Genomic DNA, 24,612 nt, shown 5'->3' on the forward strand with positions numbered 1-24,612 from the left:
ATCCACGTCCTCCCCCCCCACCCCCCTCCCCCCCCCCCCCCTCCCCCCCCCCCCCCCCCCCCCCCCCCCCCCCCCCCCCCCCCCCCCCCCCCCCCCCCCGTGACCGGCCTCCTTCAGGCAGCGTCCGCTTCGAGTTGGAACCAGACGGACTTGCCCACGTCGTGCTTGCTGACGCCCCATTCGTCGGCGAGGGACTCGACCAGCATCAGACCCCGGCCGTTCGTTCCCTCGTCGGCGCACGGTAGGCGCGGCCGGAGCTCGCGGGCCACGAAGTCCCGAACCTCCACCCTCAGTCCCTGAGGTCCGACGACGGCCGTCAGCACCGCCCCGTCGCCGGTGTGGACGAGCGCGTTGGTGACCAGCTCGCTGGTGAGCAGTTCCGCGACCGCGGACCGCTCCGGCGTCCCCCAGTGCGCGAGCAGTTCGCGCAGTGCTCTTCGGGACTCGGGCACCGCTCTCAGATCCGCCCGTCCCAGTGTGCGCCTCAGCCGATCCGCCGAAGCCTGACTCTTCATGGCCCCCGCCCACGTCCCGTTGTCGATTCCCCCTGTTGATACGCGTTCACGGGAATCCTTGCCCGGCCACCCACGCGGCAGTCATGCCGCACGTCACCGACCGGTTGTTGGCCGAAGTGCAGTGGCCACGTATGCGCGCGGGGCCGTCCTCCCGACCCCCGTGGCGAGAGGACGACCCCGGCTTCCGTGGTGGTCGTGCGGCTCAGTGGAGCTTGTTGACGGCCTTCGTCGTCGTCTTCTTGAAGGCGGCCACCGGGGCGTCGCCGAAGTCGCCCATCTGCCCCCAGCCGACGACGGTCACGGTCCTGCCGTCCCGTCCCACGGACAGCAGATGAATGTCCGTGGCGCCCCAGGAGGTCTCGGTGTGCAGCCCGTGCACCTTCGCGCCCTCCTCGACCGGCAGCGTGCCGTAGTACCGGCCCTCGGCGTCGATCTCCGGGTCGGACAGCTCGATCCGGTCGGCGCAGGAGCGGATCTCCTTGTTCAGCCGGGCGGCCAGCGCCTTGCCCTTGGTCGCGGAGCCGGTGACGGCCGTGACCTGTACGGCCCCCGTGTCCAGGTCGGTGTGGAAGACGCGGTGCCGGTAGTCGTAGGCGGGTACGCCCTCGCCCAGGCAGTAGGCGAGCTCCGTCGGGAAGCCGTCGGTGACCGGGCCGGCGGCCCAGGTGGACGACGGGTGAGGGGGCAACTCGGAGGCGGCGAGGAACGCGGGCGGAACCGCCGTCTTCGGCACGGCGCCGGCCGGTGCGGTGAGCACGGTGCCGGCCGCGAGTGCGGCGACGGTGAGCGTGGCGAGTGCGACGGCCCGGGTGCGCATGGGCATGGATGTCCCCCGTGAGGTGTGCGTGATGGAATGACGAAGCGGTACGCCGTGACGACCGGGATGGTCCGTCGGCGGCCGTCGGGGCGGTGCCAAGAGCATCGGCCGCCCCGGGAGGCCGGCGCAAGCGTCAGCGCCGGATTCACCGGCGTGGAACCATCCCAGCCCGTCCGACGTGCAGGTACAGGGGGTGCCTGGGATACCGTCCCAGGGCCCTGTCCGGGTCGAAGCGAGTGCGGGGTGACGGTGTCGGTGTCGGCACAGGACGACGTGGCCGGGTTCGCGGCCCTGCTGCGCGAGCTGAAGGAACGAACGGACCGCAGTTACGGGTCGCTGGCCCGCCGCCTGAACATGAACACCTCGACGCTGCACCGCTACTGCGCGGGCGAGGCGGTCCCCGTCGACTTCGCCCCCGTGGAGCGGTTCGCCGCACTGTGCGGCGCGACGGCCGCGGAACGCCTGGACCTCCACCGACGCTGGCTCCACGCACTGGAGGCCCGCCAACGCCCCCGCGCACCGGACGGGCCGGCAGCAGCGGGGTCTCCTCCCACGCAGCCGCCGGGCACAGGGCCGGGCTCGGGCCCGAGCGGCGGAGTTGCCGACGCCGCGGGAGCAGAGGGCGCCCACGCGGCGGAGCCTGACGCCGGGCCCGCCGCGGGACGCCGGGCGGCGCCGGCGGGCTTACGCCGCGCCGGCGATCCGGCCACCACGCGGGACGTCCCGGGCGTGCCTGCCCGCACACCGCGGTCCGAAGGCTCTCGCACCGCGGGCGGGTCGGCGGGCGGTCCGGTCGACGGATCAGGCGTCCCCGGGAGCACCGGGGAATCGGCGCACACGGGCGGCCCCGCGCCGGAAGCGGCCGTCGTGAGCGGCCCGTTGCCGGACGGTACCGGGAAACCGCGGCCCTGGTACCGGCGGCGCGAGCGGGTCGCCGTCGCCCTGGCCGCCGCGTGCGCGCTGCTCGCCACCGTGGGAAGTCTGTCCGCGCTGCCGGACGGCCGGGGTGCGTCCGCCGGGGAGAAGAGCCCCGGTGCGCGCTCCGGCCCCTCCGCGACGACCGGCCCGGCCTCGACGCCCCACAGCCGTACCTCCTCCCCACCCTCCGGCTCCCCTTCCCCCTCCGGCTCCCACCCCGGCTCCGCAACGCCGGATCCAGACCACGACTTCCCGAAATCACAGCCAGCCCGCTCCTCCACACCGAAGCCGAGGGCACGGTCCTCCGCCGGGTCTCCGCCCCTCACCTGGTCCGCCGACTCGCATGTCTGGGCATACGGGTGCGGTCACGACTACGTCATCGCCAAGCCCCCGAAGCAGGTCCCCCCGCCCCCCGCCCCACAGGACGCCGGCACCTGGGCCGGTACGCAGTCCGCCGTGCACGGGGGCGAGACCATGGTGGAGCTGTCGGTGCAGGGGACGTCCGACACGGCCGTCGTCCTCACCGCGCTGCGGGTCCGTGTGGCCGGCCGCGCCGACCCGGTACCGGGGAACGCGTACGCCATGGACCAGGGCTGTGGCGGCGCGCTCACCCCGCGGTACTTCGACGTGGACCTGGACAAGGACCGGCCCATCGCCCGCGCCGTGGCCGGGAACGACGCCGGTACGCCGATCCCGGCCGCGCGGATGCCCTACCGGGTCTCCGCGACCGACCCGGAGGTGCTGGTCGTCACCGCCCGGACCGCGGGCTGCGACTGCCGCTGGTACCTGGAGCTGGACTGGTCCTCGCGGGGCCGCACCGGCACGGTCCGGATCGACGACCGCGGCCGGCCGTTCCGCACCAGCGGCATCGAGGGCCTGCCCCGCTACGAGTACGACACCTCCGCGCGCGACTGGCGGTCCCGTACCGAGTGAACACCCCTACGGACGGGGGACGTTGCGCAGATTGGACCGGGCCATCTGCACCATCCGGCCGACCCCTCCGTCCAGCACCATCTTGGAGGCGGACAGGGCGAATCCGGTCACCATCTCCTTGCTGATCTTCGGCGGGATGGACAGCGCGTTGGGGTCGGTGACGACGTCGACGAGGGCCGGGCCCTTGTGCTTGAACGCGGACTTCAGCGCCCTCGCGAGATCCTTCGGCTTCTCCACCCGCACCCCGTAGGCGCCGCACGCGCGGGCGACGGCGGCGAAGTCGGGGTTCTTCAAGGCGGTGCCGTGCGAGGGCAGTCCGGCCACCAGCATCTCCAACTCGACCATGCTCAGCGAGGAGTTGTTGAACAGGACCACCTTCACCGGCAGGTCGTACTGCACGAGGGTGAGGAAGTCCCCCATCAGCATGCTGAAACCGCCGTCGCCGGACATCGACACGACCTGTCGGCCCGGATCGGTGAACTGCGCTCCGATGGCCATCGGCAGCGCGTTGGCCATCGAGCCGTGGGAGAACGAACCGATCACCCGGCGGCGGCCGTTGGGCGAGATGTAGCGGGCCGCCCAGACGTTGCACATGCCGGTGTCGACGGTGAACACCGCGTCGCCGTCGGCCATCTCGTCCAGTACGGACGCCACGTACTCGGGGTGGATCGGCACATGCTTCTCCACCTTCCGCGTGTACGCCTTCACGACGCCTTCCAGCGCCTCCGCGTGCTTCTTCAGCATCCGGTCGAGGAACTTCCGGTTGTCCTTGGTGCGGACCCGGGGCGTCAGACAGCGCAGGGTCTCCTTCACATCGCCCCACACCGCGAGGTCCAGCTTGGAGCGCCGGCCGATGATCTCTGGCCGCACGTCGACCTGGACGATCTTCACATCGTCGGGGAGGAAGGCGTTGTACGGGAAGTCGGTGCCGAGCAGGATCAGCAGGTCGCACTCGTGGGTGGCCTCGTAGGCGGCACCGTAGCCGAGCAGTCCGCTCATGCCGACGTCGTACGGATTGTCGTACTGGATCCATTCCTTGCCGCGCAGGGCGTGCCCCACCGGGGACTTGATCTTCCCGGCGAACTCCATGACCTCGGCGTGCGCGCCCTTGGTGCCGGCGCCGCAGAACAGGGTGACCTTCCCGGCCCTGTCGATCATGTCGACGAGCCGGTCGATGTCGGCGTCGCCGGGACGGACCGTGGGCCGGGAGGTGACCAGGGCGGTTTCGGGGGCCTGGTCCGGGGCGGGCTCGTCGGCGAGGTCGCCGGGGAGGGTGACGACGCTGACGCCGGAGCGGCCGACCGCGTGCTGGATGGCCGTGTCCAGCAGCCGGGGCATCTGCCGGGGGCTGGAGATCATCTCGCTGTAGTGGCTGCACTCGCGGAACAGCTGGTCGGGGTGGGTCTCCTGGAAGTAGCCGAGGCCGATCTCGCTGGACGGGATGTGCGAGGCGAGGGCGAGGACCGGGGCCATGGAGCGGTGGGCGTCGTAGAGGCCGTTGATGAGGTGGAGGTTGCCGGGGCCGCAGGAGCCGGCGCAGGCGGCCAGCCGTCCGGTGACCTGGGCCTCGGCGCCGGCTGCGAAGGCGGCGGTCTCCTCGTGCCGGACATGGATCCAGTCGATGGCGGAGTTGCGGCGCACGGCGTCGACCACCGGGTTGAGACTGTCTCCGACGACGCCGTAGAGGCGTTTGACCCCCGCACGGGTGAGGATGTCGACGAACTGTTCCGCGATGCTCTGTTTGGCCATGGGTTCCGTCTGCCCCTCCGGTGCCGAAGATGCCTGACGGGTTCCATGAATTCACACCGGGCGCGCTCACGCCTCCCAGACGGCGACGGCCGTACGGTCGTCGGCGTATCCCTTGACCCGTACCTGGGTGTCGGCGAGGAAGGCGGTGAGGCCGGGCGGTTCGGGGCGTGACCACCGGTCGGCCAGATGGGCGCGGAGTTCCCGCTCACCCCGCAGCGGGTCGGCGAGGCCGGTGCCGCACATCAGCAGCGTGTCACCCGGGCGGGCTACGGAGGTGCGGAAGCGGAAGGGCTCCCGGGGCGGTTCGGGGGCGGGCTCGTAAGGGCTCGGGGGCGTGGGGATGCCCAGGTCCATGGTGAGGCGGTCGCCGTCGGGGGTCTCGGACGGCGGTGAGCCGAAGGAGAGCACGGCTTCGCCCTTGACCTCGGCGACCTCGGGTTCGATGTCCTGCCACTCGCCGTCCCGCAGCCGGAACAGTCCGCCGGGGCCGACGCCGAAGAAGACCCGGGTGCGGCATTCGGGATCGGCGGGCAGCAGCAGGCAGCGCAGGCTCACCGCGAACGCGTCGGGTTCGCGGCCCTGCTCGGCCGCCCCGGCGCGGAGTCTGCCGAGGCTGCGGTCGGTGAGGCGGTGCAGCCCCGACTTGAGGTCGCCGCGCCGGGCGGCCCTTATGTCGTCGACGAGACGGGCGTGGCTGCGCCCCACCGCACCGCCGATCCAGCGGCATGCCTCGGCGGCGGCCCGATGGGCCCCGGGTGCGCTCCGGGCACCGGTCGCCAGGGCCACGAGGAGCAGCGCCCGCTCGCCCGTCCCGAACCGCGCGGTCAGCAGTGCGTCGCGCCGTGGTTCTCCCCGGTAGCGCGCGGAGTCCCCGCGTACGGAGGCGGCCCGCAGGGTGCAGGCACCGTACCGGGCGCCGTCCAGCACGGTGTCCGGCACCAGGCCGTCCAGCTCGTCGGGATCGGCCGCGGGGAGCGCGGTGGGCTCGGGGTCATAGGTGGGGGGCCGGGAGCCGACGTGGCCGCGGGTGGGGGGCGCCGGGAGGGGTTCCAGGCGGGAGGGGCGGGGGTCGGCCTGGGGCAGCCTGTCCGGGGGCTCCGGGGTGCTGCCGCCGGTGGCGGGTCCCCGGTCTCCCCGGGGACCGGTGGCGGGCCCTCCGTCCTCGCGGGCCGCGGCCGGGAAGGGCGTCCAGGTGCCGAAGGCGAGGGGAGGCAAGGGCGGCGGCGTGCCCTGCGGCATGTCCGGTCCCGTACCCGGCGGAATGTCTGCGCCGGCATCCCGCGGGGTGCCCCGGCCCGTACCCGGCGGAATGTCTGCGGCGGCGTCCACGGCGTGCGGTGGCCCGGGCGGCCGGGGGGACGTCGGCGGGAAGGTCACCGGGCCCGCCGGTGCGGCGGGCGGGGGCTCCCACGGGGCCCGGGAGGGCGGTGCGGGAGCCGGGCGGGGCGCGGGGAGTCTCGTCGCGGACGGCGGGGCCGGGGTCCCGGTGTCCAGCGTGCCGGACGCCGAGGCGAACCGGTCGTCCAGGGAATCGGGCGCCGGTGCGGGGCCCGTGTCGTCGGTGGCGTCGTCGTACAACTGCCGCCACCAGTCGTCCTCGGGGCCGGTGGGCCTTCCGCCCTGCTGACTCATGCCCCCAATTGTCACCCGCGCGGCCCGGTTGAAAACGGGGCATCCGGAAAATCCCCGCCCGGCGGCACGCACCGGACGGCCGCCCGGGTGAAGGGTGGGACGGCTGTGCGACAGGGGGGCGGCCCGGCCGTCCTGTTCTGCGCCGCTCCGCGTCCTCCTGCACGCTGGACAGATGGGAGCGTGGGACCTCCTGATGACCGGACTGGTGCTCCTGCTCGGCCTGTGCGGAGTGCTGCTGCCAGGGGTGCCCGGGTCGTGGCTGGTGTGGGCCGCGGTCCTGTGGTGGGCGTTGAAGGACCCGCGGCCCGTCGCGTGGTGGGTGTGCGTGGGGGCGACCGTCGTGCTGTTCCTGTCCCAGGTGGTGCGCTGGGCCCTGCCGCCCCGCCGGCTGCGGGCGACCGGCGACGACGCCCGGATGCTGGCGTACGCGGGCTGGGGGTCGTTGCTCGGATTCGCCCTGCTGCCCGTGCTCGGGGCGGTCCCGGGCTTTCTCGGCGGGGTCTACCTCCATGAGCGGCTCCGTCTCGGCCGCCGCCGCGAGGCGGTCGCGGCGACACGCACGGCGATGCGCTCGGGGGGCTGGAGCCTGCTGACGGAACTGTTCACCTGTCAGCTGATCACGGCCGCGTGGCTGGGCGCGGTGTTCTGGGGCTGACCACGGCCCCGCTCACGGCCGCAGCGCGCCCTCGTGGGTCAGCAGCCGCACCTTCCGCTCCAGCCCGCCCGCGTACCCGGTGAGCGAGCCGTCGGAGCCGATCACCCGGTGGCAGGGGCGGACGATGAGCAGCGGGTTGGCGCCGATCGCGCCGCCGACGGCCCGTACGGCGGGCCGGGACGCGCCGATCCGCGCCGCGATCTCGCCGTAGGAGACGGTCGCCCCGTAGGGGACGTCGTCGAGCGCGGCCCACACCCTCTCCCGGAACGGTGTGCCCACGGCGCTCAGTGCCAGCCGGAACTCCTTGAGCTCACCGGCGAAGTACGCCGCGAGCTGCCGCTCGGCCTCGCGGAACGGCCCCGGATCGCGGCGCCAGTCGGCCGACACGGCGCGCCCGCCCTTCTGACCGGGCACGGAGAGCGAGGTCAGCTCGCCCGTCGGGGCGGCGGTGAGCAGCAGCGGTCCGACGGGGCTGCCGACACTCGTCCAGTACGTCGCGGTCGTCATGATTACTCCAACTCCCCTGCGGCACGCAGGTGGTTCAGGGCGTACGAACGCCAGGGGCGCCAACTGTCGGGGACGTCCGGGCCGGGCGGGGCCGCGTCCGGGTCGCCGAGGGCACGGGTGCGGATCGCCGCGATGGCCCGTTCGTCCAGGCCGGGAACGGCGGCGAGGGCGTCCCGTGCGCTGTCCCGGTCGGCGCCGGGACCGAGGCGTACGGTGCCGTCCGCGAGGGCGGCGGTGAGTGCGCCCAGGGTGCCGTCGGGCTCGGCGGCGGCGAGGACGGCGGGTTCGGGGAACAGGTGGGTGAGGCTTCCGCAGGGGGCGTCGAGCCTCTTGCCGTAGCGCCGGACCAGTTCGGCGGCAGCCTCGCGGCCCACGAGCGCGCGGACCGCCAGTTCGTCCGGGTCGGCGGCGCCCGGTGAGCGCAGCCCGGGACGCGCGGCGACCAGCGGGGCGAGCCGTGCGTCGGCGCCGAGGCGTTCGTCGACGGCGTACGGGTCGGCGTCCAGGTCGAACAGCCGCCGCAGCCGGTGCACGGCGGTGGTCAGGTCACGGAGGTCGGTGAGGTGGACCCGGGCGTCGAGCCAGCCGCCGGGGTGGGCGCCCGCGCCGGTGTGCGTGCGTTCGCCGACGGCCGCGATGCCGGTGCCGTAGGGCAGCCGGAGGGTGCGCCGGAAGGCACGGGCGCCCGGGGTGCCGCTCACCTCCTCGACGCCGGGGACGGCCTCGCGCTCCAGCAGGTCGAAGACGGGGCCAGCCCGGTAGGGGCCGCGGTGGGCGAGCCGCAGGGGGATCCCGGCGGACGGTGCGGCGGTCCGGCCGCCGCGGGGCGCGGAGGCCCGCAGCCCGCTGGGGGTGGTCGCGTACACGGCCCGCACGGTGTCGTTGAACTGCCGCACGCTGGCGAATCCGGAGGCGAAGGCGATCTCGGTGACCGGCAGGCCGGTGGTCTGCAGGAGCACGCGCGCGGCGTGCGCCCGCTGGGCCCTGGCGAGTGCGACGGGCCCGGCGCCGAGCTCGCCGGTGAGCTGTCGCTGCACCTGGCGGGCGCTGTAACCGAGCCGTACGGCGAGTCCGGCGACGCCCTCGCGGTCGACGACGCCGTCGGCGATCAGCCGCATGGCCCGGCCCACGGCATCGGCCCGTACGTTCCACTCGGCGGAACCGGGCACGGCGTCCGGGCGGCACCGCCGGCAGGCCCGGAACCCGGAGCCCTGCGCGGCGGCGGCGGTCGCGAAGAACCGCACGTTGTGCCGCCTCGGCGTGACGGCGGGGCAGCTGGGCCGGCAGTAGATGCCGGTCGTCTCCACGGCGAAGAAGAACACGCCGTCGAACCGCGCGTCCCGGCTGCGCACCGCCTCGTACCTGCTGTCCTCGTCCCTCACACCGTCCAGTCTCCGCCATTCCGCCGGCCACGACTGGCGGAAATCGGACAGGGAGTCCCGCTCACGGGGCAGGGCGGCGCCGCTTGACCTTGACACGGTGAGAAGGTCTTCACTGCGGTCCAGGAGGTGTTCCCTGATGACCATGCCGAATGCGGCCGCGCACACGACTCGAGTGCTCCAGGGGCTGGAGCACGGCGACGCGTCGGTGCGCCTGAGGTCGGCGCTGGCGGCGGGCACGGCCCCGGACGCGCGACTCGTCGGCAAGCTCGTCGAGCGCTGCGGGACCGAACCCGATTTCCACGTGCGCGACATGCTCACCTGGGCGCTCACCCGCCATCCCTCGTCCCTGACCCTGCCGGGGGTCGTCGCCGAACTCGGCTCCGGGTGCGCCCAGGCGCGGAGCCAGGCGTTGCACACCCTGTCCAAGATCGGGGACCGGCGGGCCTGGCCGGCGATCACCGGGGCGCTGCTGACCGACGCCGACGACGAGGTGGCGCGCAGTGCCTGGCGGGCGGCGGTCGTCCTGGTCCCGGAGGGTGAGGTGGCCGGGCTGGCGGGAGTGCTGGCGGCACAGCTCGGGCGCGGCGGGCGGGAGACGCGGTTGAGTCTGAGCCGGGCGTTGATCACACTCGGCGAGGTGATCGTGCCGGTTCTGCGCGCCGCGGCGACACATCCGGACCCCCGAGTGCGGGGGCACGCGACCGCCACGGAACGGCTGTGGCACGACCCGGACGCCGGATTCGAGTACGCCGTCGAGGAGGCCGTGCGCATCGTGGCCCTGGGGGACGACGGGCCGGGAGGAGTGAGGGACGGTGCTGATCGGTGAAGTGGCGCGACGCTCCGGGGTGAGCCCTCGGATGCTCCGGCACTACGAGTCGCTCGGCCTGGTGCGGCCGACGGGGCGGACAGGGGCCGGCTACCGGGAGTACTCCGACGAGGACATCCGGCGGATCTTCCATGTCGAGAGCCTGCGTTCGCTGGGGCTCTCGCTGCGTGAAGTGGGGCGCGCGCTGGACGACCCCGGTTTCAGGCCGTCGGAGCTCGTCGCCGACCTGGCCCGCCGGACACGGGAGCGCATCGCGAGCGAGACGGAGCTGCTGACGCGTCTCGACCGGATCGGTGCCGCGGAACCCGCCGGCTGGAAGGACGTGCTCCGTGTCGTGGCGCTCCTGCAGGCCCTGCGGTCGGAGAACGCGGGGCAGCGCCAGCGCGCGGCTCTCTCCTCGGTCGGCGTGGTCCCGGTACCGGTGGCGGCCCTGGTCGAGGCGGCGTTGCACGAGGCGGATCCGCATGTCGCCGGGGCCCTGAGATGGGCGCTGGCTCAGTCGGGAGGCAGGGGGGCGGACCTGCTGGCGCAGGGCCTGGACTCACCGCGGGCCGAGGTGCGCAGGCGTGCCGCGCAGTGCCTCGCCGAGATCCCGGACGGTGCCGCCACCGCACTGTTGCGCCGCGCCCTCGGGGACCGTGACCTCGCGGTCCGCAGGTGCGCGGCGCTGGAGCTCGGGACGCGGGGTGTGGCCGAGGCGGTCCCGGTACTCATCGGCATGATCGTCGACGCGGCGAACGACGTCGACGCGGCCGACGCGCTCAGCGTGCTGGCGGGCGATCCGGCCGCGGCGGACCGCATCGCCGCCGGGCTCGTCGACCGCCTCGCCGACGGTGTCCTCGATGCGTCGGCACGCCGCCGGCTGACGCAGGCGCTGGCGGACATCCCGGGAGTCACGGCGTCACGCGCGCTCACGGAGCTCGCCCGGGACGCGGACCGCGCCGTGGCGATCACCGCGACCTACGTCGTCGAGCTGCGCGGCAGGCGATGACGGTCCGGTGGCGGATGCGGGTGGTGGCCGAGGAGGGCCACCTCGGCCACCGGTGCGGACGGCGCCCGGAGGCAACCACCTCCACCACCGCCCCGAGCGGGTAAAGCCCAAGAACGACCACCTCCACCCGCGCGGACCGCGCCCAGGGGCGGCGCCTCCGCCGGCCGCGCGGGTGGTGCCCGGCCCGGCGGTCGGCGCCCGGCACCACCCGTCACGCCCGTGTCACCGCAGGCGGCCCCGCTTCGCCTCCATCGCGGCCTTGCCGATGGCTCCCTTGCGCTTCCAGTCCTTGCGGATCTCCGCGCGGAGCCTGGCGTCGGTCTTGGCGACGATGTACTGGTTCTCCCGGAGCAGCTTGCGGTAGCTGTCCAGACGGCGCTGGGGCAGCTCACCCGTCCCGACCGCTTCGAGAACCGCACAGCCCGGTTCGCTCTCGTGGGCGCAGTCGTGGAACCGGCAGCCCTCGGCGAGTTCCTCGATCTCGGCGAACACCTGGCCGACGCCGGTGCCTGCGTCCCACAGGCCGACGCCCCTGAGTCCCGGCGTGTCGATGAGGACTCCCCCGCCGGGCAGCGCCAGCAGGTTGCGGGTGGTCGTGGTGTGCCGGCCCTTGCCGTCGGTGTCCCGGGTGGCCCGGACGTCCATGACGTCCTCGCCGAGGAGTGCGTTGGCCAGGGTGGACTTGCCGGCGCCGGACTGCCCGAGCAGCACGGACGTACCACCGGAGACCAGCGCGGTCAGGACGTCGAGTCCGTCCCTGTCGACCGCGCTGACCGTCAGCACCGGAACACCCGGCGCGCTGGTCTCCACGTCCTGGACGAGGTGTGCCCGGGTCACGGCGTCCGGCACCAGGTCGGCCTTGGTCAGCACGACCACGGGCTGCGCCCCGGACTCCCACGCCAGCGCGAGGAACCGTTCGATGCGGCCCAGGTCGAGTTCGACCGCGAGCGAGACGGCGACGACTGCGTGGTCGACGTTGGCGGCGAGGATCTGCCCCTCGGACCGCTTGGAGGAGGTGGAGCGCACGAAGGCGGTACGGCGCGGCAGATACGCGCGTACGTAGCGGGGGTTCCCGCCGGGTTCGACGGCGACCCAGTCGCCCGTGCACACGACCCGCAGGGGGTCGTGCGGGGTGACGAAAGCGGTGTCGGCACGCAGGACCCCGCCGGCGGTGACGACGTCGCACTGGCCGCGGTCGACCCGGATCACGCGCCCGGGCAGCAGCCCTTCCGCGTCGTACGGGGCGAACTCGTCCGCCCAGGCGTCGTCCCATCCGTAGGGGACGAGCACGGGGTGAAGAGAGGGAACAGAGGTGGAACTCAACGGAGATGACCCTTCACAAGGGTGGCCCCGGCGGCCGCGTACGCACGCGGAACAGGAAGGGTGAGGTCAGCCGGTGGCCACGGAGGTGGAGTGGACGAACGTCTGGATGCGGGCACGGCCCGTCGCGGCGACAGCCATCGGTCACACCTCCCACTTCTCACTCGGATCAGCACCATCGGCGTCCGGCGACCCCGGTCGCCGAGCGCTGCGGAGCACACATTAGAGGGCCATCGGCCCGCGTGCCATCGCTTTTCCGCCCGGGGGCCGGCCGGGAGGGGGAGGGCCATCGGTCCCAGGGCGTGCGCCTGCCCGTGAGGCAGGTCGCGGGTCCTCGGCGGGAAGCGCGCCGGGACCGGCGGCACATGTCACGACCCGCCGACCGGTCGACGTCATGCGCCTTGCCGCATGACGGACCGCGCGGCAGCCGTGGGCCCGCCTGCCACGCCCGGGTGGTCGACGGCACTACGAGAAATCGTCGTCCTCGAAGATCCGCTGCAGTGAACCGCGCGCACCGTCCAGGTGGGCTTCCATGCGGCGAATCGCCTCCTGGGCGTCACCGGCACGCAGCGCGTCCAGTATCGCCCCGTGCTCGGCGACGATGCGTTCGCGCCCCAGGGTGTGCCGGGTCTGCACCATGCACAGATGCATCTCGCCCTTGATGCCGCGGTAGAGCCGGCTGAGCCGGGGACTGCCGATCGCGTCCACCAGTGACTGGTGGAAACGCAGATCCGATTCGACGAAGGCACTGTGCGGCGCGTCGGGTCCCAGCCGGTCGAGATCCGTGATGGCCTGCTCCGCGGTGGCCACCGGTACCGCGCCGCGCTCGACGAGAACCCGTACGACCTGCGTCTCGAGCGGTGTGCGGACCAGGAACAGATCGTCGACGTCGGCCCGGGTCAAGTGGGGCACGTAGGCCGGCTTGTTGGCGTGGCGGTGCAGGAGTCCCTCATGGACCAGGGCGGTCACCGCGCTGCGGGCGGTGGGTCGCGAGACACCGTAGTCCGTCGCGATCTCCGTCTCGGCGATGGCCGTGCCGGGCTTCACTTGCCCGTCGAGCACCCGGTCGCGCAGGGATGCGGCAAGGGCGTCGACGACCGAGACGGTGGACAGCCGGATGGCGGCGTCCTGAGCCATGAATACCTCCGAAGGGAACGCCGTCATTCTCGCACGCAGACTGACGCGATCCATTGACAGACATGTTCGGTTGTCTGACAATCGACCAGCCCTGCACACCAGAGTGACGGGCATCACGTCCATTTCCGGACATGAGGCAAGGACGCGTCGTGGCTGCTTACCAACAGATTTTCGACCCCGTCTGGGGATCTCTCGGATGGAGCGCGCTGTTCGCCGCGCTCCCCCTCGTCACCCTCTTCGTCCTGCTGGGCGGACTGCGCTGGAAGGCGTGGAAGGCTTCGCTGGTGTCCCTCGCGGTCGCTCTGGGGGTGGCGGTCTTCGCCTACTCGATGCCCGTCGGGCAGGCGGCGCTGGCCGCGAGTGAGGGAGCCGCGTTCGGCCTGTTCCCGATCATCTTCATCGTGCTGAACGCACTGTGGATCTACAAGATGACCGAGATCACCGGCTGGGACGCCGTGCTGCGCAGGGCGTTCGGGTCGCTCTCCGGCGACCAGCGGGTCCAGGCCGTGATCATCGCGTTCTGCTTCGGCGCGCTGCTCGAGGCGCTCGCCGGCTTCGGCACCCCGGTCGCCGTCTCCTCCGTGATGCTGATGGCCGTAGGCCTGCGACCGATGAAGGCCGCCGCGGTCTCCCTCGTCGCCAACACCGCTCCGGTCGCCTTCGGCGCCATCGCGGTCCCGATCACCACCCTCGGCAAGATCACGGGCATGGACGCGGCCGACCTCGGCGCCATGGTCGGACGCCAGACCCCGCTGCTCGCCCTGTTCGTACCGCTCGTCCTGGTCTTCATGGTGGACGGCAGGCGCGGTGTGAAGCAGACCTGGCCGCTCGCCCTCGTCGCCGGATTCGCCTTCGCCACCGCCCAGTTCGTCAGTGCCAACTACATCTCGTACGAGATCGCCGACATCGTGGCCGCCTTCGCCGGCGCCCTGGCCGTCGTGGGCATGCTGCGCGTCTGGCAGCCCAAGGAGATGCTGGCCGCGCAGGGGCAGACCCCGGTCATCGCCGGCGGCTCCATCGCCAACGAGCGTTCGGACGCGATCGCGCGGCGCCGGCAGACCGGCGAGGGCTCCGCCCTCAAGGCCTTCGCCCCGTACCTGATCGTCGTGGCCCTCTTCTCCGTGGTCACCGCCGGACCCGTCAAGACCTGGCTGGAGGCACACTCCGGCTGGAAGTTCGCCTGGCCCGGCCTGGACGTCGTCAACGCCAAGGGCGAGCCGCTGTCCTCCCTGACGTACAACTTGAACGTCTTCAACGCCGGCGGGACCGTCCTGCTGGTGGCAGGACTGCTCACTGCCGTGCTGTACGGCATCGGCGCCCGGCGGACCACCGGCGCCTACCTCGACACGATCCGGCAGTTCCGCTGGACGATCGTCACCGTGATGTCGGTGCTCGCCCTGGCCTATGTGATGAACCTGTCCGGCCAGACCGTCACCCTCGGCCTTTTCCTGGCGCAGACCGGCGCCGCGTTCGCCCTGCTCTCGCCCGTGGTCGGCTGGCTCGGCGTGGCCGTCACCGGCTCCGACACCTCCTCCAACTCCCTCTTCGGCATGCTCCAGGTCACCGCCGCCGAGGAGACCGGCATCTCCGCCTATCTGCTCGGCGCGGCCAACACCACCGGTGGTGTGCTCGGCAAGATGATCTCCCCGCAGAACCTCGCCATCGCCGCGGCGGTCGTCGGCCTCGAGGGCCGGGAGGGCGAGCTGTTCCGCAAGGTCGTCGGCTGGGGTCTCGGCATGCTCGTCGCGGTCTGCGCCCTGGTCTACCTCCAGTCGACCCCGGTCCTGGACTGGATGGTGGTGCGCTGATGCCCGCCGCCACCGACCTGGCCGGGGACCTGGCCGCGATCGTGGGGCGGGACCATGTGCGGACCGACGACGGCGCCCTCACCGCGTACGCCCGCGACGCCACCCCGCTCTTCCACTCCCGGCCGCAGGCCGTGGTGCTGCCCGGCAGCACCGAGGAGGTCGCGGCGGTCCTCCGCTACGCCACCGCCCGCGGCATCCCCGTGGTGCCGCGGGGCGCCGGCTCCAACCTGTGCGCCGGCACCGTGCCGCTGACCGGCGGCATCGTCCTGGTCCTGACCCGGCTGAACCAGCTGCTCGAGGTCAGTCCCGACGAACTGCTGGCCCGCGCGCAGACCGGGGTGTCCACCGCCGTACTGGCGGACGCCGCGGCCGCCAAGGGCCTGCTCTACGCCCCCGATCCGGGCAGCAGAACCGTCTCCACGATCGGCGGCAACGTGGCGACCTGCGCCGGGGGCCTGCGCGGGCTCAAGTACGGCGTCACCCGCAACTACGTCCTGGGGCTCGAGGCCGTCCTGCCCACCGGCGAGATCATCCGCACCGGGGGCAGGCTGTGGAAGGACGTCGCCGGCTACGACCTGACCCGGCTGCTCACCGGCTCCGAGGGCACCCTGGCGGTGATCACCGAGGCCACCGTGGCGCTGCTCCCGGCGCCCGCCGAGACCGGTACCGGAGTGGCGTACTTCGACACCCTGGCCGACGCCTCGCGCGCGGTGGCGGCCGTCATCGCCTCCGGCATCGTCCCGGCGACGCTCGAGTTCCTCGACCGCAAGTGCATCGACGCGGTCGAGGAGTTCGCCGGCCTCGGCCTGCGCGGGGACGCCGGCGCGCTGCTGCTGTTCGGCGACGACGGCTCGGCGGCGAACGTCGCCGGGAACCTGGCCAGGATCGGGGACGTCTGCCGTGAGAACGGTGCGCTGGAGGTCACGCTGGCGGAGAACGTGGCCCGCGCGGACGCCCTGCTCGCCGCCCGTCGCTGCGCCCTGCCGGCGCTGTCCCGGCTGGGTTCGCTGACGATCCTCGAGGACGCCACCGTTCCCCGGCACCGCATGGCCGACATGGTCGACCGTATTGACGACATCGCCGACCGGTACGACCTGCGGATCGCCACGTTCGGCCATGCGGGTGACGGCAATCTGCACCCGACCTGCGTGCTGGACCCCGACGACGGTGAGGGCGCCGACCGCGCCCACAGGGCCTTCGCCGAGATCTTCGCCGCCGCGATCGCGATGGACGGCACCATCACCGGCGAGCACGGCGTCGGTGCCGCCAAGCTGCCGTACCTGGCCGACCGGCTCGGGGACGACCAGGTCGCGCTGCTGCGCCGTATCAAGAAGGCCTTCGACCCCGCAGGCATCCTCAACCCCGGAAAGCTCGGATCATGACCGACCCCGACAGCGTGGACCACTCCGGCCCGTGCGGCTGCTCCGGCGCCGGGTGCGCCGGAGGGGTCCCCGGGCCCTCTCCCACGCCTTCCCCCGCTCCCCACGCGCCCGCCGCTCTCCCCCCGGCCGGAGCGCCGGGCCTCGGGATCTTCGACAAGGAACTGCTGGACCGCTGCATCTCCTGCGGGTTCTGCCTGCCCGCCTGCCCCACCTACGCCCTCACCGGCGAGGAGACCTCGTCCCCGCGCGGGCGCATCACACTGATGCGTGCCCTGGAGACCGGGGACCTCTCTCCCGACGATCCCACGCTCGCCGAGGAGTCCTCCTTCTGCCTGGGCTGCCGTGCCTGCGAGACGGTGTGTCCGGCGGGCGTGGAGTACGGCCAGCTACTGGAGCAGTGGCGGGACCACCAGTGGAGCGGCCGTGACCGGCCATGGATCGCACGGGCGTTGATGATGCTGGTCTCCCGGCCGGGGCTGCTGCGCCTCCAGGGACTCCTGCGGCGCCACGCCCGCGGCCCAGGCAGGAAGACCGGACCGCGCGGTGTCCCACCCGCGCCGTCGTTCCCCTCGTCCCCTACGTCCCCGGCATCTCCGGCGTCCCCCTCCTCTCCTGCGTCACCGTCCCCGGAGAACCCGACGAAGCCGTCGGAGCGGTCGGAGCCGTCGGAGCAGCCCGTGTCCCTGATGCTGGGCTGCGTGGAACGGGGCCTCTACCCGCAGGTCTCCCGTGCCGTGCGCCGGCTGTGCCCGGAGGTCGACGTACCGGCCGCACAGGGATGCTGCGGCGCGCTGCACGCACACAACGGTGACTCGGCCACCGGCGAGAAGCTCGCCCGCACGCTCGGCGAACAGCTGCCGGGCACCGTCCTCACCACGGCGGGCGGCTGCGCCGCACACCTCGCGCACCACCTCGGCCGCGACCGGGTACGGGAGCTGAGCGAGTACCTCGACGAGCGAGGGGACCGGCCGGCCGCCCAGGTCACGGTCGACGGCCGCAGGGCACGGGCCGCCCTCCAGGACTCCTGCCATCTGCGCAACGGTCTGGGAGTGACCCGCCCGCCCCGTGAGCTGATCGCCGAGGTCGCCGACTACGTCGAACTCCCCGGCGCGGGACAGTGCTGCGGCGCGGCCGGAACCTACGCGCTGCTCCGGCCGGCCGACAGCAGGAAGGTGCTGGACCCGAAGCTGAGCGAGGTGGAGACGGCGGACGTGGACTACGTCGTGGCGCTGAATCCGGGCTGTCTGCGACAGCTCGAGCAGGGACTGCGCCGTGTCCGCTCCCGTGCGAAGGCCATCCATCTGGCCGAGTTCCTCACCCTGGCGGCAGAGCCGGGGCCCGGCCGGCCGGATCCCGGCCCGGGTGCGGCCGGCCCGGGTGCGGCCGACCCGAGGGAGCGGTGAGATCCCATGCCCACCGATCACGCCTGCCGGGCCGCGGCCGACGTCGTGGCGCACGGTCTGGGTGCCCTCCGGGGGCATCTGCGCGACCCCGGGGGGTACGGCGGTGCGTCCCGGCCGCCGTACGACGGTCCGGCCGACGGCGCGGCTGGACTGCTGATGTTCCTCGACGGTCTGCACGCCGAACTGCACGGCACCCTGACCGGCTGGTACTCCACCGTGGGCAACCGGATCCGCGACGTTCTCGGACCGTCCCTGCCGGGGGCCGGGGGCGTCGCGTCCCCCGCCGCACCGCGGCCGTCCGGCTGGGAGGCCCTCGGTACGGCGCGGTACAGGGCGGAGGAGATCCTCACGGCCCTGTCCGTCCGGCCGCGCGGCGAAGCGCCCGGTGCGGCGGGCCTGCCCCGGAGACTGGAGCTGGTGGAGGACGCTTTCGCCGGTGCCCTGCGCCGACTGGGCGTGCCGGCACAGGAGTCGGCCGACCTCGCTGCCGAAGTGGCGGCCGCCACCGGCTCGCTGTTCGGCATGCACCCCTCTCACCGGCCCCGGGCTGCCGACCCGTCAACCGCCCCGGCCCACGAGCGGCGTCTCGCCACGCCGATCGTGGCCTTCCCTCAGATGGGTGACTTCTCAGGGGGTGGCATGCCCTGACAGGGAGCGGGCGGAGACGGTGCGGCGGACGCGGCCGGGCACGGGGACGATCCGGGCAGGAGAAGCGCACGTCGCCGCCGCTGGGGGCACCTCTCACGCCTCGGGCAGGGGGAGGGCGTGCCGGGCCCCGCGGTTTCGGCACGATCCGCGGGACAGGGCTCAGCCGCGGACGCAGGGACGGCCGTTCAGGGTGATGCCGGTGGGCGGGGAGTTCGTGCCGCGCCACGATGCGAGGAAGCCGAAGGCCAGCTTTCCGCCGGCCGGGACGGTCTTGTTGTAATCGGCGGCGGTGACGGTGACGTGGGAGCCGTCCTGGCGCACCGCGGCGTCCCACATCTGGGTGATCCGCTGGCCGTCCTCGAAGGTGAAACCGACGCGCCAGGAGTCGAGGGCGTCCCGTGTCCTGACGGTGACGGCGGCCTGGAAGCCCTCGGGCCACTGGTTGGACAGGTCGTAGTCGACCCGGCAGGCGACCGGAGCGCTGCGAGCCGTGGTCTCGGGCGCGGCGGTACCGGAGGACGTGCCCTGGGGTTCGGGTTCGGGGTCCTTCCGGTCCGGGGTGTGCCCGGGACTGTGCTCGGCGGACGGTTCCGGGGAACCGGCGGTGGCGTCGGTGGACGGGGCGGTGGGGGCGGGCGGCAGGGAAGGGCCGGGGTCGGCCACCGGTTGGCGGTCGGCGTCGGGGTGGGGCGCGCTCTCGGCGGCGCCGTCCCCGAACGGCATCAGCGAGACCGCGAGCGCGAGCAGCGAGACGAGGACGGCGGCGGCCAGCAGTCCGTGCCGGGCGACGCGTGTCCTGCCGTTCCCGGCGGCCGGGTCGTCGGCCTCGGCCCGGTCCGGGCGTCCGGCTCCGAGCCGTACCTCGGCGGCGCGGCGGCGGCGCTCCAGATAGGCGAGGCCGCCCCAGCCGATCACCCCGCCGGCCAGCGCCCCGGGCAGTCCCCCGCCGTGCAGCCGCAGGCAGGCGGCCGCCTCGGCGCACGGGTGGCAGGTGGCGAGATGCCGGGAGAGGTCACCGGGGGTGTCGGCGGCGGGCGAGCGGGTGACGGCGTCGAGGAGCCGGGCGTAGCTGCGGCACTCGGCGTCCATCGGGGAGTCGAGGTGGTTACGGTGGCAGCGGTCCCGGAACAGGCGGCTCACCTGGGCCAGTTCGTCGGCCGCGGTGTCGGGGTCGAGGCCGAGCCGGCGGGCGACCAGGGGCAGCGGCAGCGCCTCCGCCTCGGCCAGCCACAGCAGTTCGGCGTCGGCCTGCTGCAGATCGCGCAGTCCGCGTACGGCGACCGGGCGCCCGAGCGGCGGGCCGGTGTAGCGGGCGGCCTGGTCGGAGTGGAGCCACAGCCGGAGGTCGGGGTCGAGTTTGTGTCCCTGTCCCGATTCCTCCCAGGCGGCCGCTGCGGTCCGAACGGCGTTCAGCAGCAGGGGTATCCGGGGCAGCCGGGACGAACGGCGGCCGGTGCCGCGCAGGGTGCCGGCCTCCGCGGCGCGCAGTTCTCCTATGCCCTGGGTGAAGGCCTCGCGGGCCAGTTCGGCGGCGGCGGTGGATCCCGCCGTGCAGAGATCCGCGTAGGAGAGCACCGCGTCCCAGCATTCGGAGAACAGTGCCGCCTCGGTGGCGTCCTGAGGGCTCGGCAGGTCGGGCATAAGACTCCTGCATCCACGAGCGAGGTCAACTCGCCATACCGGCAGTGGAGTTGGGGAAACCTCGCGGCAGTGGACGAGAGCTTTTCACGTTCCCGACACAACTGACAAGCGCCGTCTTCACTTTCTGTGGCGGTGCGGCAACCCCTCGCGTGGACAATACGCAAGGAAGGCCGGAACGTCTCGGTTCCGGCCTTCCCGATCTCTTCGAGCGGCGCCTGCGAGGCAGGCCCCCGGTGTCTCAGCCGGTCTGCGCGGGCTCCTGCGCCGGGAGGCTGTCCATGAACGAGCTGACCGAGAACACCGCCTGGCCGGGTCCGGGCGGACCGTAGCCGGGGGGCGAGGACAGACCGAAGTCCTCCATGGTCTGCCGGTACGCCTGGAGCAGCCGGATGTGGTACTCCAGCGGCGCGCCCTGCGGGTTGGCCTTGCCCAGCGGGGTGGTCGGCTCCGGGCACCAGGTGGTGAAGCGGGGCGTGATGCCGTGCGACATGAAGAAGCGCAGGCCCTCGGTGGTGGACTCGATGGCCTCGTCGACCGTCTTGAAGCCGAAGGGCTCGGCCATCTCCACGCCCGCGACGAAGTTCGGGATCACGTTGCGCGCACCGAAGATCTCCGCCGAATCGAGGATCCGCTCGTGCCACACGTCGCGGCCGACGTAGCGCTCCTTGCCGGGGCAGTACATCTTGAACAGGTACTCGTCCCACACCTCGTAGTTGGGGTGGTAGATCTGCACGCCGTAGTCCTTGAAGCGCTGCACGTCGTCCCTCGGCAGCGCCTGGGCGACGACCTTGCCGATCCAGCGGCCGGGGAAGCGCTCCTCGATGGCCTTGGCGTAGTGACCGTAGAAGTCGGCCTCGTCGCGTCCGGCGACGGTCCTGGTGATGGCGCCGCCGGTGAGGGTGTAGGCGGTGGAGACCTTCGCCGTGTCGTACCGGTCGATGATCTCCAGGGCCTCGAGGACCTCCTCGACGTCCTTCACGCCGGTGTAGGGCCGGCCGGCCGCCTTGTGCTGGCGCCAGTTGTGGTTGATGTCGCAGTACTGGCACTCCTCCTTGGCGCCGAAGTACTGGCAGACCCGGAAGACGGTCAGATAGATCAGATAGCCCCACTGGATGGTGGGGGCGACCTCCATGACCGACTTCCCGCTGGCGAGGGTGTGCCGGTAGTACTCGGGCATGGGCGGCACACCGACGTCCGAGATCCGCTTGCCGTCGAGGTAGAGACCGAGCATGCCGTCCTCGCCGGCGGCGACGCGGTAGGGGGAGGCCGGGTTCACGCGCACCGACACGACCGTGCGGCGCAGGTCGTACGGCCCTCCCGTGAGGATGATCTCCTCCGGCGGGCGCCGCAGCGCCGCCTCGCCCAGCTCGGGCAGGGTCCCGTGGTCGAAGGAGAAGATGAAGTACGACTTCGGTTTGACCTCGCCGCTCTCGTTGTCGCTGAGCGCGGAGGGGTCGAAGGCCACACCGCCGCGCAGCAGGTCCTCCTTGAAGACGGCCTCGCGCGGCACGTGCGGGAACCGCTGCATCAGATCCTCGACCAGCGCGGTACGGCTGCCCATCGACGTGTTCTCCTCCCGGTTCGGACGTACGACTCCTCACGGTATGCCCCCGGTCGGACGTCCGGGGTGGCGGGTCCCCCACATGGCGTGGGTCACTCCGCGGGATAGGTTCCGACCGGGGCCCTTTCCGGCCCCGACCGTCGGGAAGGACGAGGGATGGCCGAGAGCGTGACCAACTGGGCGGGCAACATCACGTACGCCGCCAAGGAGCTGCACCGCCCGCACACCCTGGACGCACTGCGCGCGCTGGTCGCCGAGAGCCCCCGGGTGCGGGCCCTGGGCAGTGGGCACTCCTTCAACGAGATCGCCGAGGCCGGCCCGGACGGCGTCCTGCTCTCCCTCGACGCCCTGCCCCCGCGGATCGACGTGGACACGGCGGCCCGGACGGTACGGGTCGGGGGCGGGGTGCGCTACACGGAGCTGGCCCGCCAGGTGCACCGGCACGGGCTGGCGCTGGCGAACATGGCGTCGCTCCCGCACATCTCGGTGGCCGGCTCGGTCGCCACCGGCACGCACGGCTCCGGGGTCGGCAACGGCCCGCTCGCCTCGTCCGTGCGCGCGGTGGAGCTGGTCACGGCGGACGGCTCGACGGTGACCGTGGCGCGCGGCGACGAGCGGTTCGGCGGAGCGGTCACCTCACTGGGCGCGCTCGGTGTCGTCACCGCGCTCACCCTGGACCTGGAGCCGTCCTTCGAGGTCGAGCAGCGTGTGTTCACCGAGCTGCCCCTGGACGGGCTGGACGACGCCACGTTCGAGAAGGTGATGTCGGCGGCGTACAGCGTGAGCCTGTTCACCGACTGGCGGGCACCGGGCTTCCGTCAGGTGTGGGTCAAGCGGCGCACCGACCAGCCGCTGCCGGACTTCCCCTGGGCTCCCGCAGCGACCGAGAAGATGCATCCGGTGCCGGGGATGCCGGCGGTGAACTGCACCGAGCAGTTCGGGGTACCGGGTCCCTGGCACGAGCGGCTGCCGCACTTCCGGGCGGAGTTCACGCCGAGCAGCGGGGCGGAACTCCAGTCGGAGTACCTGATGCCGCGCAGGTCGGCCGTCGGCATGCTGCGGGCGCTGGACGGCATCCGGGAGACCGTCGCCCCGGTGCTGCAGACCTGCGAGGTACGCACCGTCGCCGCCGACGACCAGTGGATCGGTCCCTGCTACGACCAGGACACGGTGGCCGCCCATTTCACCTGGACCGAGGACACCCGGACGGTGCTGCCCGTGGTGACCCGGGTGGAGGAGGCTCTGGCTCCGTTCGGCGCGCGGCCGCACTGGGGAAAGGTGTTCACCACACCGGCGGCCCAGCTGCACGCCCGGTACCCGCGCCTGCACGACTTCCGTGCGCTCGTGCGCGACCTGGACCCGGAGGGGAAGTTCACCAACGCCTTCGTACGGGAGGTCCTGGGCGGCTGAGCCCCGGCGCCCGGGTCCTGCCTTCGTCAAGCCCCTTTCCAAAGGCCTTGTCGAACGTTCCGTGTCCTGCGTAGCCTTGCCGCGCGCCGGTGCCGGGCCGGCCCGGCCCGGTCGGGCAGGGATGGGGGCAGCTGACGGTGAAGCGCACATCACGGGACATCCGTACGGCCAACCGCTATCAGGTGCTGCGTCAGATCATCGCCGCGTCGCCCACCTCCCGGCAGGAGCTGGCGGCCGCCACCGGTCTGAGCGTCGCCACCGTCGCCACCCTCGTCGGTGAGCTGCTCGACCTCGCTCTGATCACCGAGGTCGGTTTCGAGGACTCCGCCGGGGGCCGTCCCCGGGGACTGGTCGCCGTCAACGCGTCCGGGGGCGCGCTGATCGGTGTCGACCTGGCCGAAACCTATGTCCGGGTCGAGCTGTTCGACCTCGCGCTGAACGTACTGGCCCGCGCGGAGGAGGGCATGCGCCCCGGGGACGGACGGCCCGAGCAGGTCGTGGGGCGTGTGGCCAGGGCGGTCGGTGCGGTGGTGGCACAGGCCGGGGTGGAGGGCGCGCGGGTGCTCGGGGCCGGGGTGAGCGTGCCGGGTCAGGTGGACCGGGACACCGGTGTCTCCGAGTACGCGCCGAACTGGGACTGGCACGACGTACCGCTGCTCGACCTGCTCGCCGACCACATCGCCTACCCGCTGTATCTCGACAATCCGCTGCGCGCGTGCGCGGTGGCCGAGCTGTGGTTCGGGGCGGCGCGCGGGCACGGGGACGCGGTGGTGGTCAACCTCGGGACGGGGGTGGGCGCCGGGCTGGTGCTGGGTGGCGGGGTGCACCGGGGCGTGAGCAACAGCGCCGGCGAATGGGGTCACACGACACTGGTCCTGGACGGCCGCCCGTGTCACTGCGGCAACCGCGGCTGTGTGGAGACGTACACCGGCGCGCCGGGGATCATGCTGAACCTGTGGGAGCTGAGCCCGGACAGTCCGCTGCTGCACGCGGAGGACCAGACGGCCACCGTCGACGCGCTCGCCCGGGCCGTGCGCGCGGGCGATCCGCCGGCGCTGCGGGTGCTCCGGCACACCGCCCGTTATCTGGGTGCCGGCGTCGCCGGTCTGATCAACCTCTTCAATCCGGAGGTGGTCGTGCTCAGCAGCTGGGTCGCGGCCGCGTTCGGCGAGCCGCTGCTCGACGAGGTGCGCGCCGCCGTCACCCGGCACGCGTTGCGCCGTCCGCTGGCCGCCACCCGGATCGTCCTCTCGCCGATCCCGACCGACCCGGTGTGCCTGGGAGCGGCGACGTTCGCGCTGGAGGGCGCGTTGGAGCCGGCCGGAAAGGGCGCCAGGAACCGCGCCGTGAGCGGTCGCCGGTAACTCCCGGCCCAGG

Annotated in this window: 20 protein-coding genes; 10 read left to right on the forward strand and 10 right to left on the reverse strand. The window is 73.1% G+C overall.

Annotated features, from left to right (window positions below; all coding sequences use genetic code 11):
• Positions 1-113 precede the first annotated feature (113 nt).
• Both ACZ5C2_RS06945 and ACZ5C2_RS06950 read right to left on the reverse strand, forming a co-directional pair.
• Complete coding sequence (locus ACZ5C2_RS06945; RefSeq protein ID WP_468787371.1) at positions 114-515, reverse strand: ATP-binding protein; 402 nt, start codon at positions 513-515, stop codon at positions 114-116.
• A 202-nt stretch (positions 516-717) separates the two neighbouring features.
• Positions 718-1,338 carry a hypothetical protein gene (locus ACZ5C2_RS06950; RefSeq protein ID WP_468787373.1) on the reverse strand — a complete coding sequence of 207 codons (621 nt, stop codon included), beginning with the start codon at positions 1,336-1,338 and terminating at the stop codon, positions 718-720.
• Positions 1,339-1,587: 249 nt separating this feature from the next.
• Here ACZ5C2_RS06950 and ACZ5C2_RS06955 point away from each other — a divergent pair, with 249 nt between their 5' ends.
• Positions 1,588-3,183: a helix-turn-helix domain-containing protein gene (locus tag ACZ5C2_RS06955; RefSeq protein WP_468787375.1), complete on the forward strand. Its 1,596-nt coding sequence runs from the start codon at positions 1,588-1,590 to the stop codon at positions 3,181-3,183.
• A gap of 6 nt (positions 3,184-3,189) precedes the next feature.
• On the opposite strand, the gene ACZ5C2_RS06960 is transcribed toward ACZ5C2_RS06955, so the two are convergent.
• Positions 3,190-4,932, reverse strand: coding sequence for a pyruvate dehydrogenase (locus ACZ5C2_RS06960; protein ID WP_468787377.1), 1,743 nt, complete (start codon positions 4,930-4,932; stop codon positions 3,190-3,192).
• A 66-nt stretch (positions 4,933-4,998) separates the two neighbouring features.
• Positions 4,999-6,564 carry a protein phosphatase 2C domain-containing protein gene (locus ACZ5C2_RS06965; protein WP_468787379.1) on the reverse strand — a complete coding sequence of 522 codons (1,566 nt, stop codon included), beginning with the start codon at positions 6,562-6,564 and terminating at the stop codon, positions 4,999-5,001.
• A gap of 172 nt (positions 6,565-6,736) precedes the next feature.
• On the opposite strand from ACZ5C2_RS06965, the gene ACZ5C2_RS06970 reads away from it, so the two are divergent.
• Entirely contained in the window at positions 6,737-7,219 is a 483-nt protein-coding gene (locus ACZ5C2_RS06970; RefSeq protein ID WP_468787381.1) for a DUF456 domain-containing protein, read from the forward strand.
• Positions 7,220-7,231: 12 nt separating this feature from the next.
• On the opposite strand, the gene ACZ5C2_RS06975 is transcribed toward ACZ5C2_RS06970, so the two are convergent.
• Together ACZ5C2_RS06975 and ACZ5C2_RS06980 are read right to left on the reverse strand one after the other, a co-directional pair.
• A complete protein-coding gene (locus ACZ5C2_RS06975) occupies positions 7,232-7,726 on the reverse strand; it encodes a methylated-DNA--[protein]-cysteine S-methyltransferase (RefSeq protein WP_468787383.1) in 495 nt (164 codons plus the stop codon).
• Between the two features lie 2 nt (positions 7,727-7,728).
• Positions 7,729-9,108 (reverse strand): bifunctional transcriptional activator/DNA repair enzyme AdaA, encoded by a 1,380-nt coding sequence (locus ACZ5C2_RS06980; protein ID WP_468787692.1) that lies wholly within the window; start codon positions 9,106-9,108, stop codon positions 7,729-7,731.
• A gap of 136 nt (positions 9,109-9,244) precedes the next feature.
• Here ACZ5C2_RS06980 and ACZ5C2_RS06985 point away from each other — a divergent pair, with 136 nt between their 5' ends.
• On the forward strand, positions 9,245-9,934 hold the full coding sequence (locus tag ACZ5C2_RS06985; protein ID WP_468787385.1) for a HEAT repeat domain-containing protein: 690 nt from the start codon (positions 9,245-9,247) through the stop codon (positions 9,932-9,934).
• Positions 9,921-10,925 carry a MerR family transcriptional regulator gene (locus ACZ5C2_RS06990; RefSeq protein WP_468787387.1) on the forward strand — a complete coding sequence of 335 codons (1,005 nt, stop codon included), beginning with the start codon at positions 9,921-9,923 and terminating at the stop codon, positions 10,923-10,925. Before ACZ5C2_RS06985 ends, ACZ5C2_RS06990 begins: the two co-directional genes overlap by 14 nt.
• 222 nt (positions 10,926-11,147) lie before the next feature.
• Here the strand turns inward: ACZ5C2_RS06990 and rsgA are convergent, their stop codons facing one another.
• A complete protein-coding gene (rsgA, locus tag ACZ5C2_RS06995) occupies positions 11,148-12,248 on the reverse strand; it encodes a ribosome small subunit-dependent GTPase A (RefSeq protein WP_468787389.1) in 1,101 nt (366 codons plus the stop codon).
• Positions 12,249-12,710: 462 nt separating this feature from the next.
• On the reverse strand, positions 12,711-13,382 hold the full coding sequence (locus ACZ5C2_RS07000; RefSeq protein ID WP_468787391.1) for a GntR family transcriptional regulator: 672 nt from the start codon (positions 13,380-13,382) through the stop codon (positions 12,711-12,713).
• Between the two features lie 131 nt (positions 13,383-13,513).
• Here ACZ5C2_RS07000 and ACZ5C2_RS07005 point away from each other — a divergent pair, with 131 nt between their 5' ends.
• The 4 genes from ACZ5C2_RS07005 to ACZ5C2_RS07020 are packed head-to-tail and all read left to right on the forward strand — an operon-like array spanning position 13,514 to position 18,623.
• Positions 13,514-15,190, forward strand: a complete 1,677-nt coding sequence (locus ACZ5C2_RS07005; RefSeq protein ID WP_468787393.1) for an L-lactate permease — start codon at positions 13,514-13,516, stop codon at positions 15,188-15,190.
• Positions 15,190-16,572: an FAD-binding oxidoreductase gene (locus ACZ5C2_RS07010; protein WP_468787395.1), complete on the forward strand. Its 1,383-nt coding sequence runs from the start codon at positions 15,190-15,192 to the stop codon at positions 16,570-16,572. The genes ACZ5C2_RS07005 and ACZ5C2_RS07010 overlap by 1 nt, the downstream gene beginning before the upstream one ends.
• Positions 16,569-17,975 carry a (Fe-S)-binding protein gene (locus tag ACZ5C2_RS07015; protein ID WP_468787397.1) on the forward strand — a complete coding sequence of 469 codons (1,407 nt, stop codon included), beginning with the start codon at positions 16,569-16,571 and terminating at the stop codon, positions 17,973-17,975. Before ACZ5C2_RS07010 ends, ACZ5C2_RS07015 begins: the two co-directional genes overlap by 4 nt.
• A 6-nt stretch (positions 17,976-17,981) precedes the next feature.
• Positions 17,982-18,623 (forward strand): hypothetical protein, encoded by a 642-nt coding sequence (locus ACZ5C2_RS07020; protein WP_468787399.1) that lies wholly within the window; start codon positions 17,982-17,984, stop codon positions 18,621-18,623.
• A 159-nt stretch (positions 18,624-18,782) separates the two neighbouring features.
• On the opposite strand, the gene ACZ5C2_RS07025 is transcribed toward ACZ5C2_RS07020, so the two are convergent.
• Both ACZ5C2_RS07025 and ACZ5C2_RS07030 read right to left on the reverse strand, forming a co-directional pair.
• The gene (locus ACZ5C2_RS07025; RefSeq protein WP_468787401.1) at positions 18,783-20,264 is read right to left on the reverse strand and encodes a cellulose binding domain-containing protein; all 1,482 of its coding nucleotides are present in this window, start codon (positions 20,262-20,264) and stop codon (positions 18,783-18,785) included.
• Between the two features lie 238 nt (positions 20,265-20,502).
• Positions 20,503-21,825, reverse strand: a complete 1,323-nt coding sequence (locus ACZ5C2_RS07030) for a radical SAM protein (protein WP_468787403.1) — start codon at positions 21,823-21,825, stop codon at positions 20,503-20,505.
• Between the two features lie 156 nt (positions 21,826-21,981).
• On the opposite strand from ACZ5C2_RS07030, the gene ACZ5C2_RS07035 reads away from it, so the two are divergent.
• On the forward strand, positions 21,982-23,235 hold the full coding sequence (locus ACZ5C2_RS07035; protein ID WP_468787405.1) for an FAD-binding protein: 1,254 nt from the start codon (positions 21,982-21,984) through the stop codon (positions 23,233-23,235).
• A gap of 137 nt (positions 23,236-23,372) precedes the next feature.
• On the forward strand, positions 23,373-24,599 hold the full coding sequence (locus ACZ5C2_RS07040; RefSeq protein ID WP_468787407.1) for an ROK family transcriptional regulator: 1,227 nt from the start codon (positions 23,373-23,375) through the stop codon (positions 24,597-24,599).
• The last annotated feature ends 13 nt before the right edge of the window (positions 24,600-24,612 follow it).

The sequence above is a fragment of the Streptomyces sp. NPDC031365 genome, assembly GCF_055569765.1.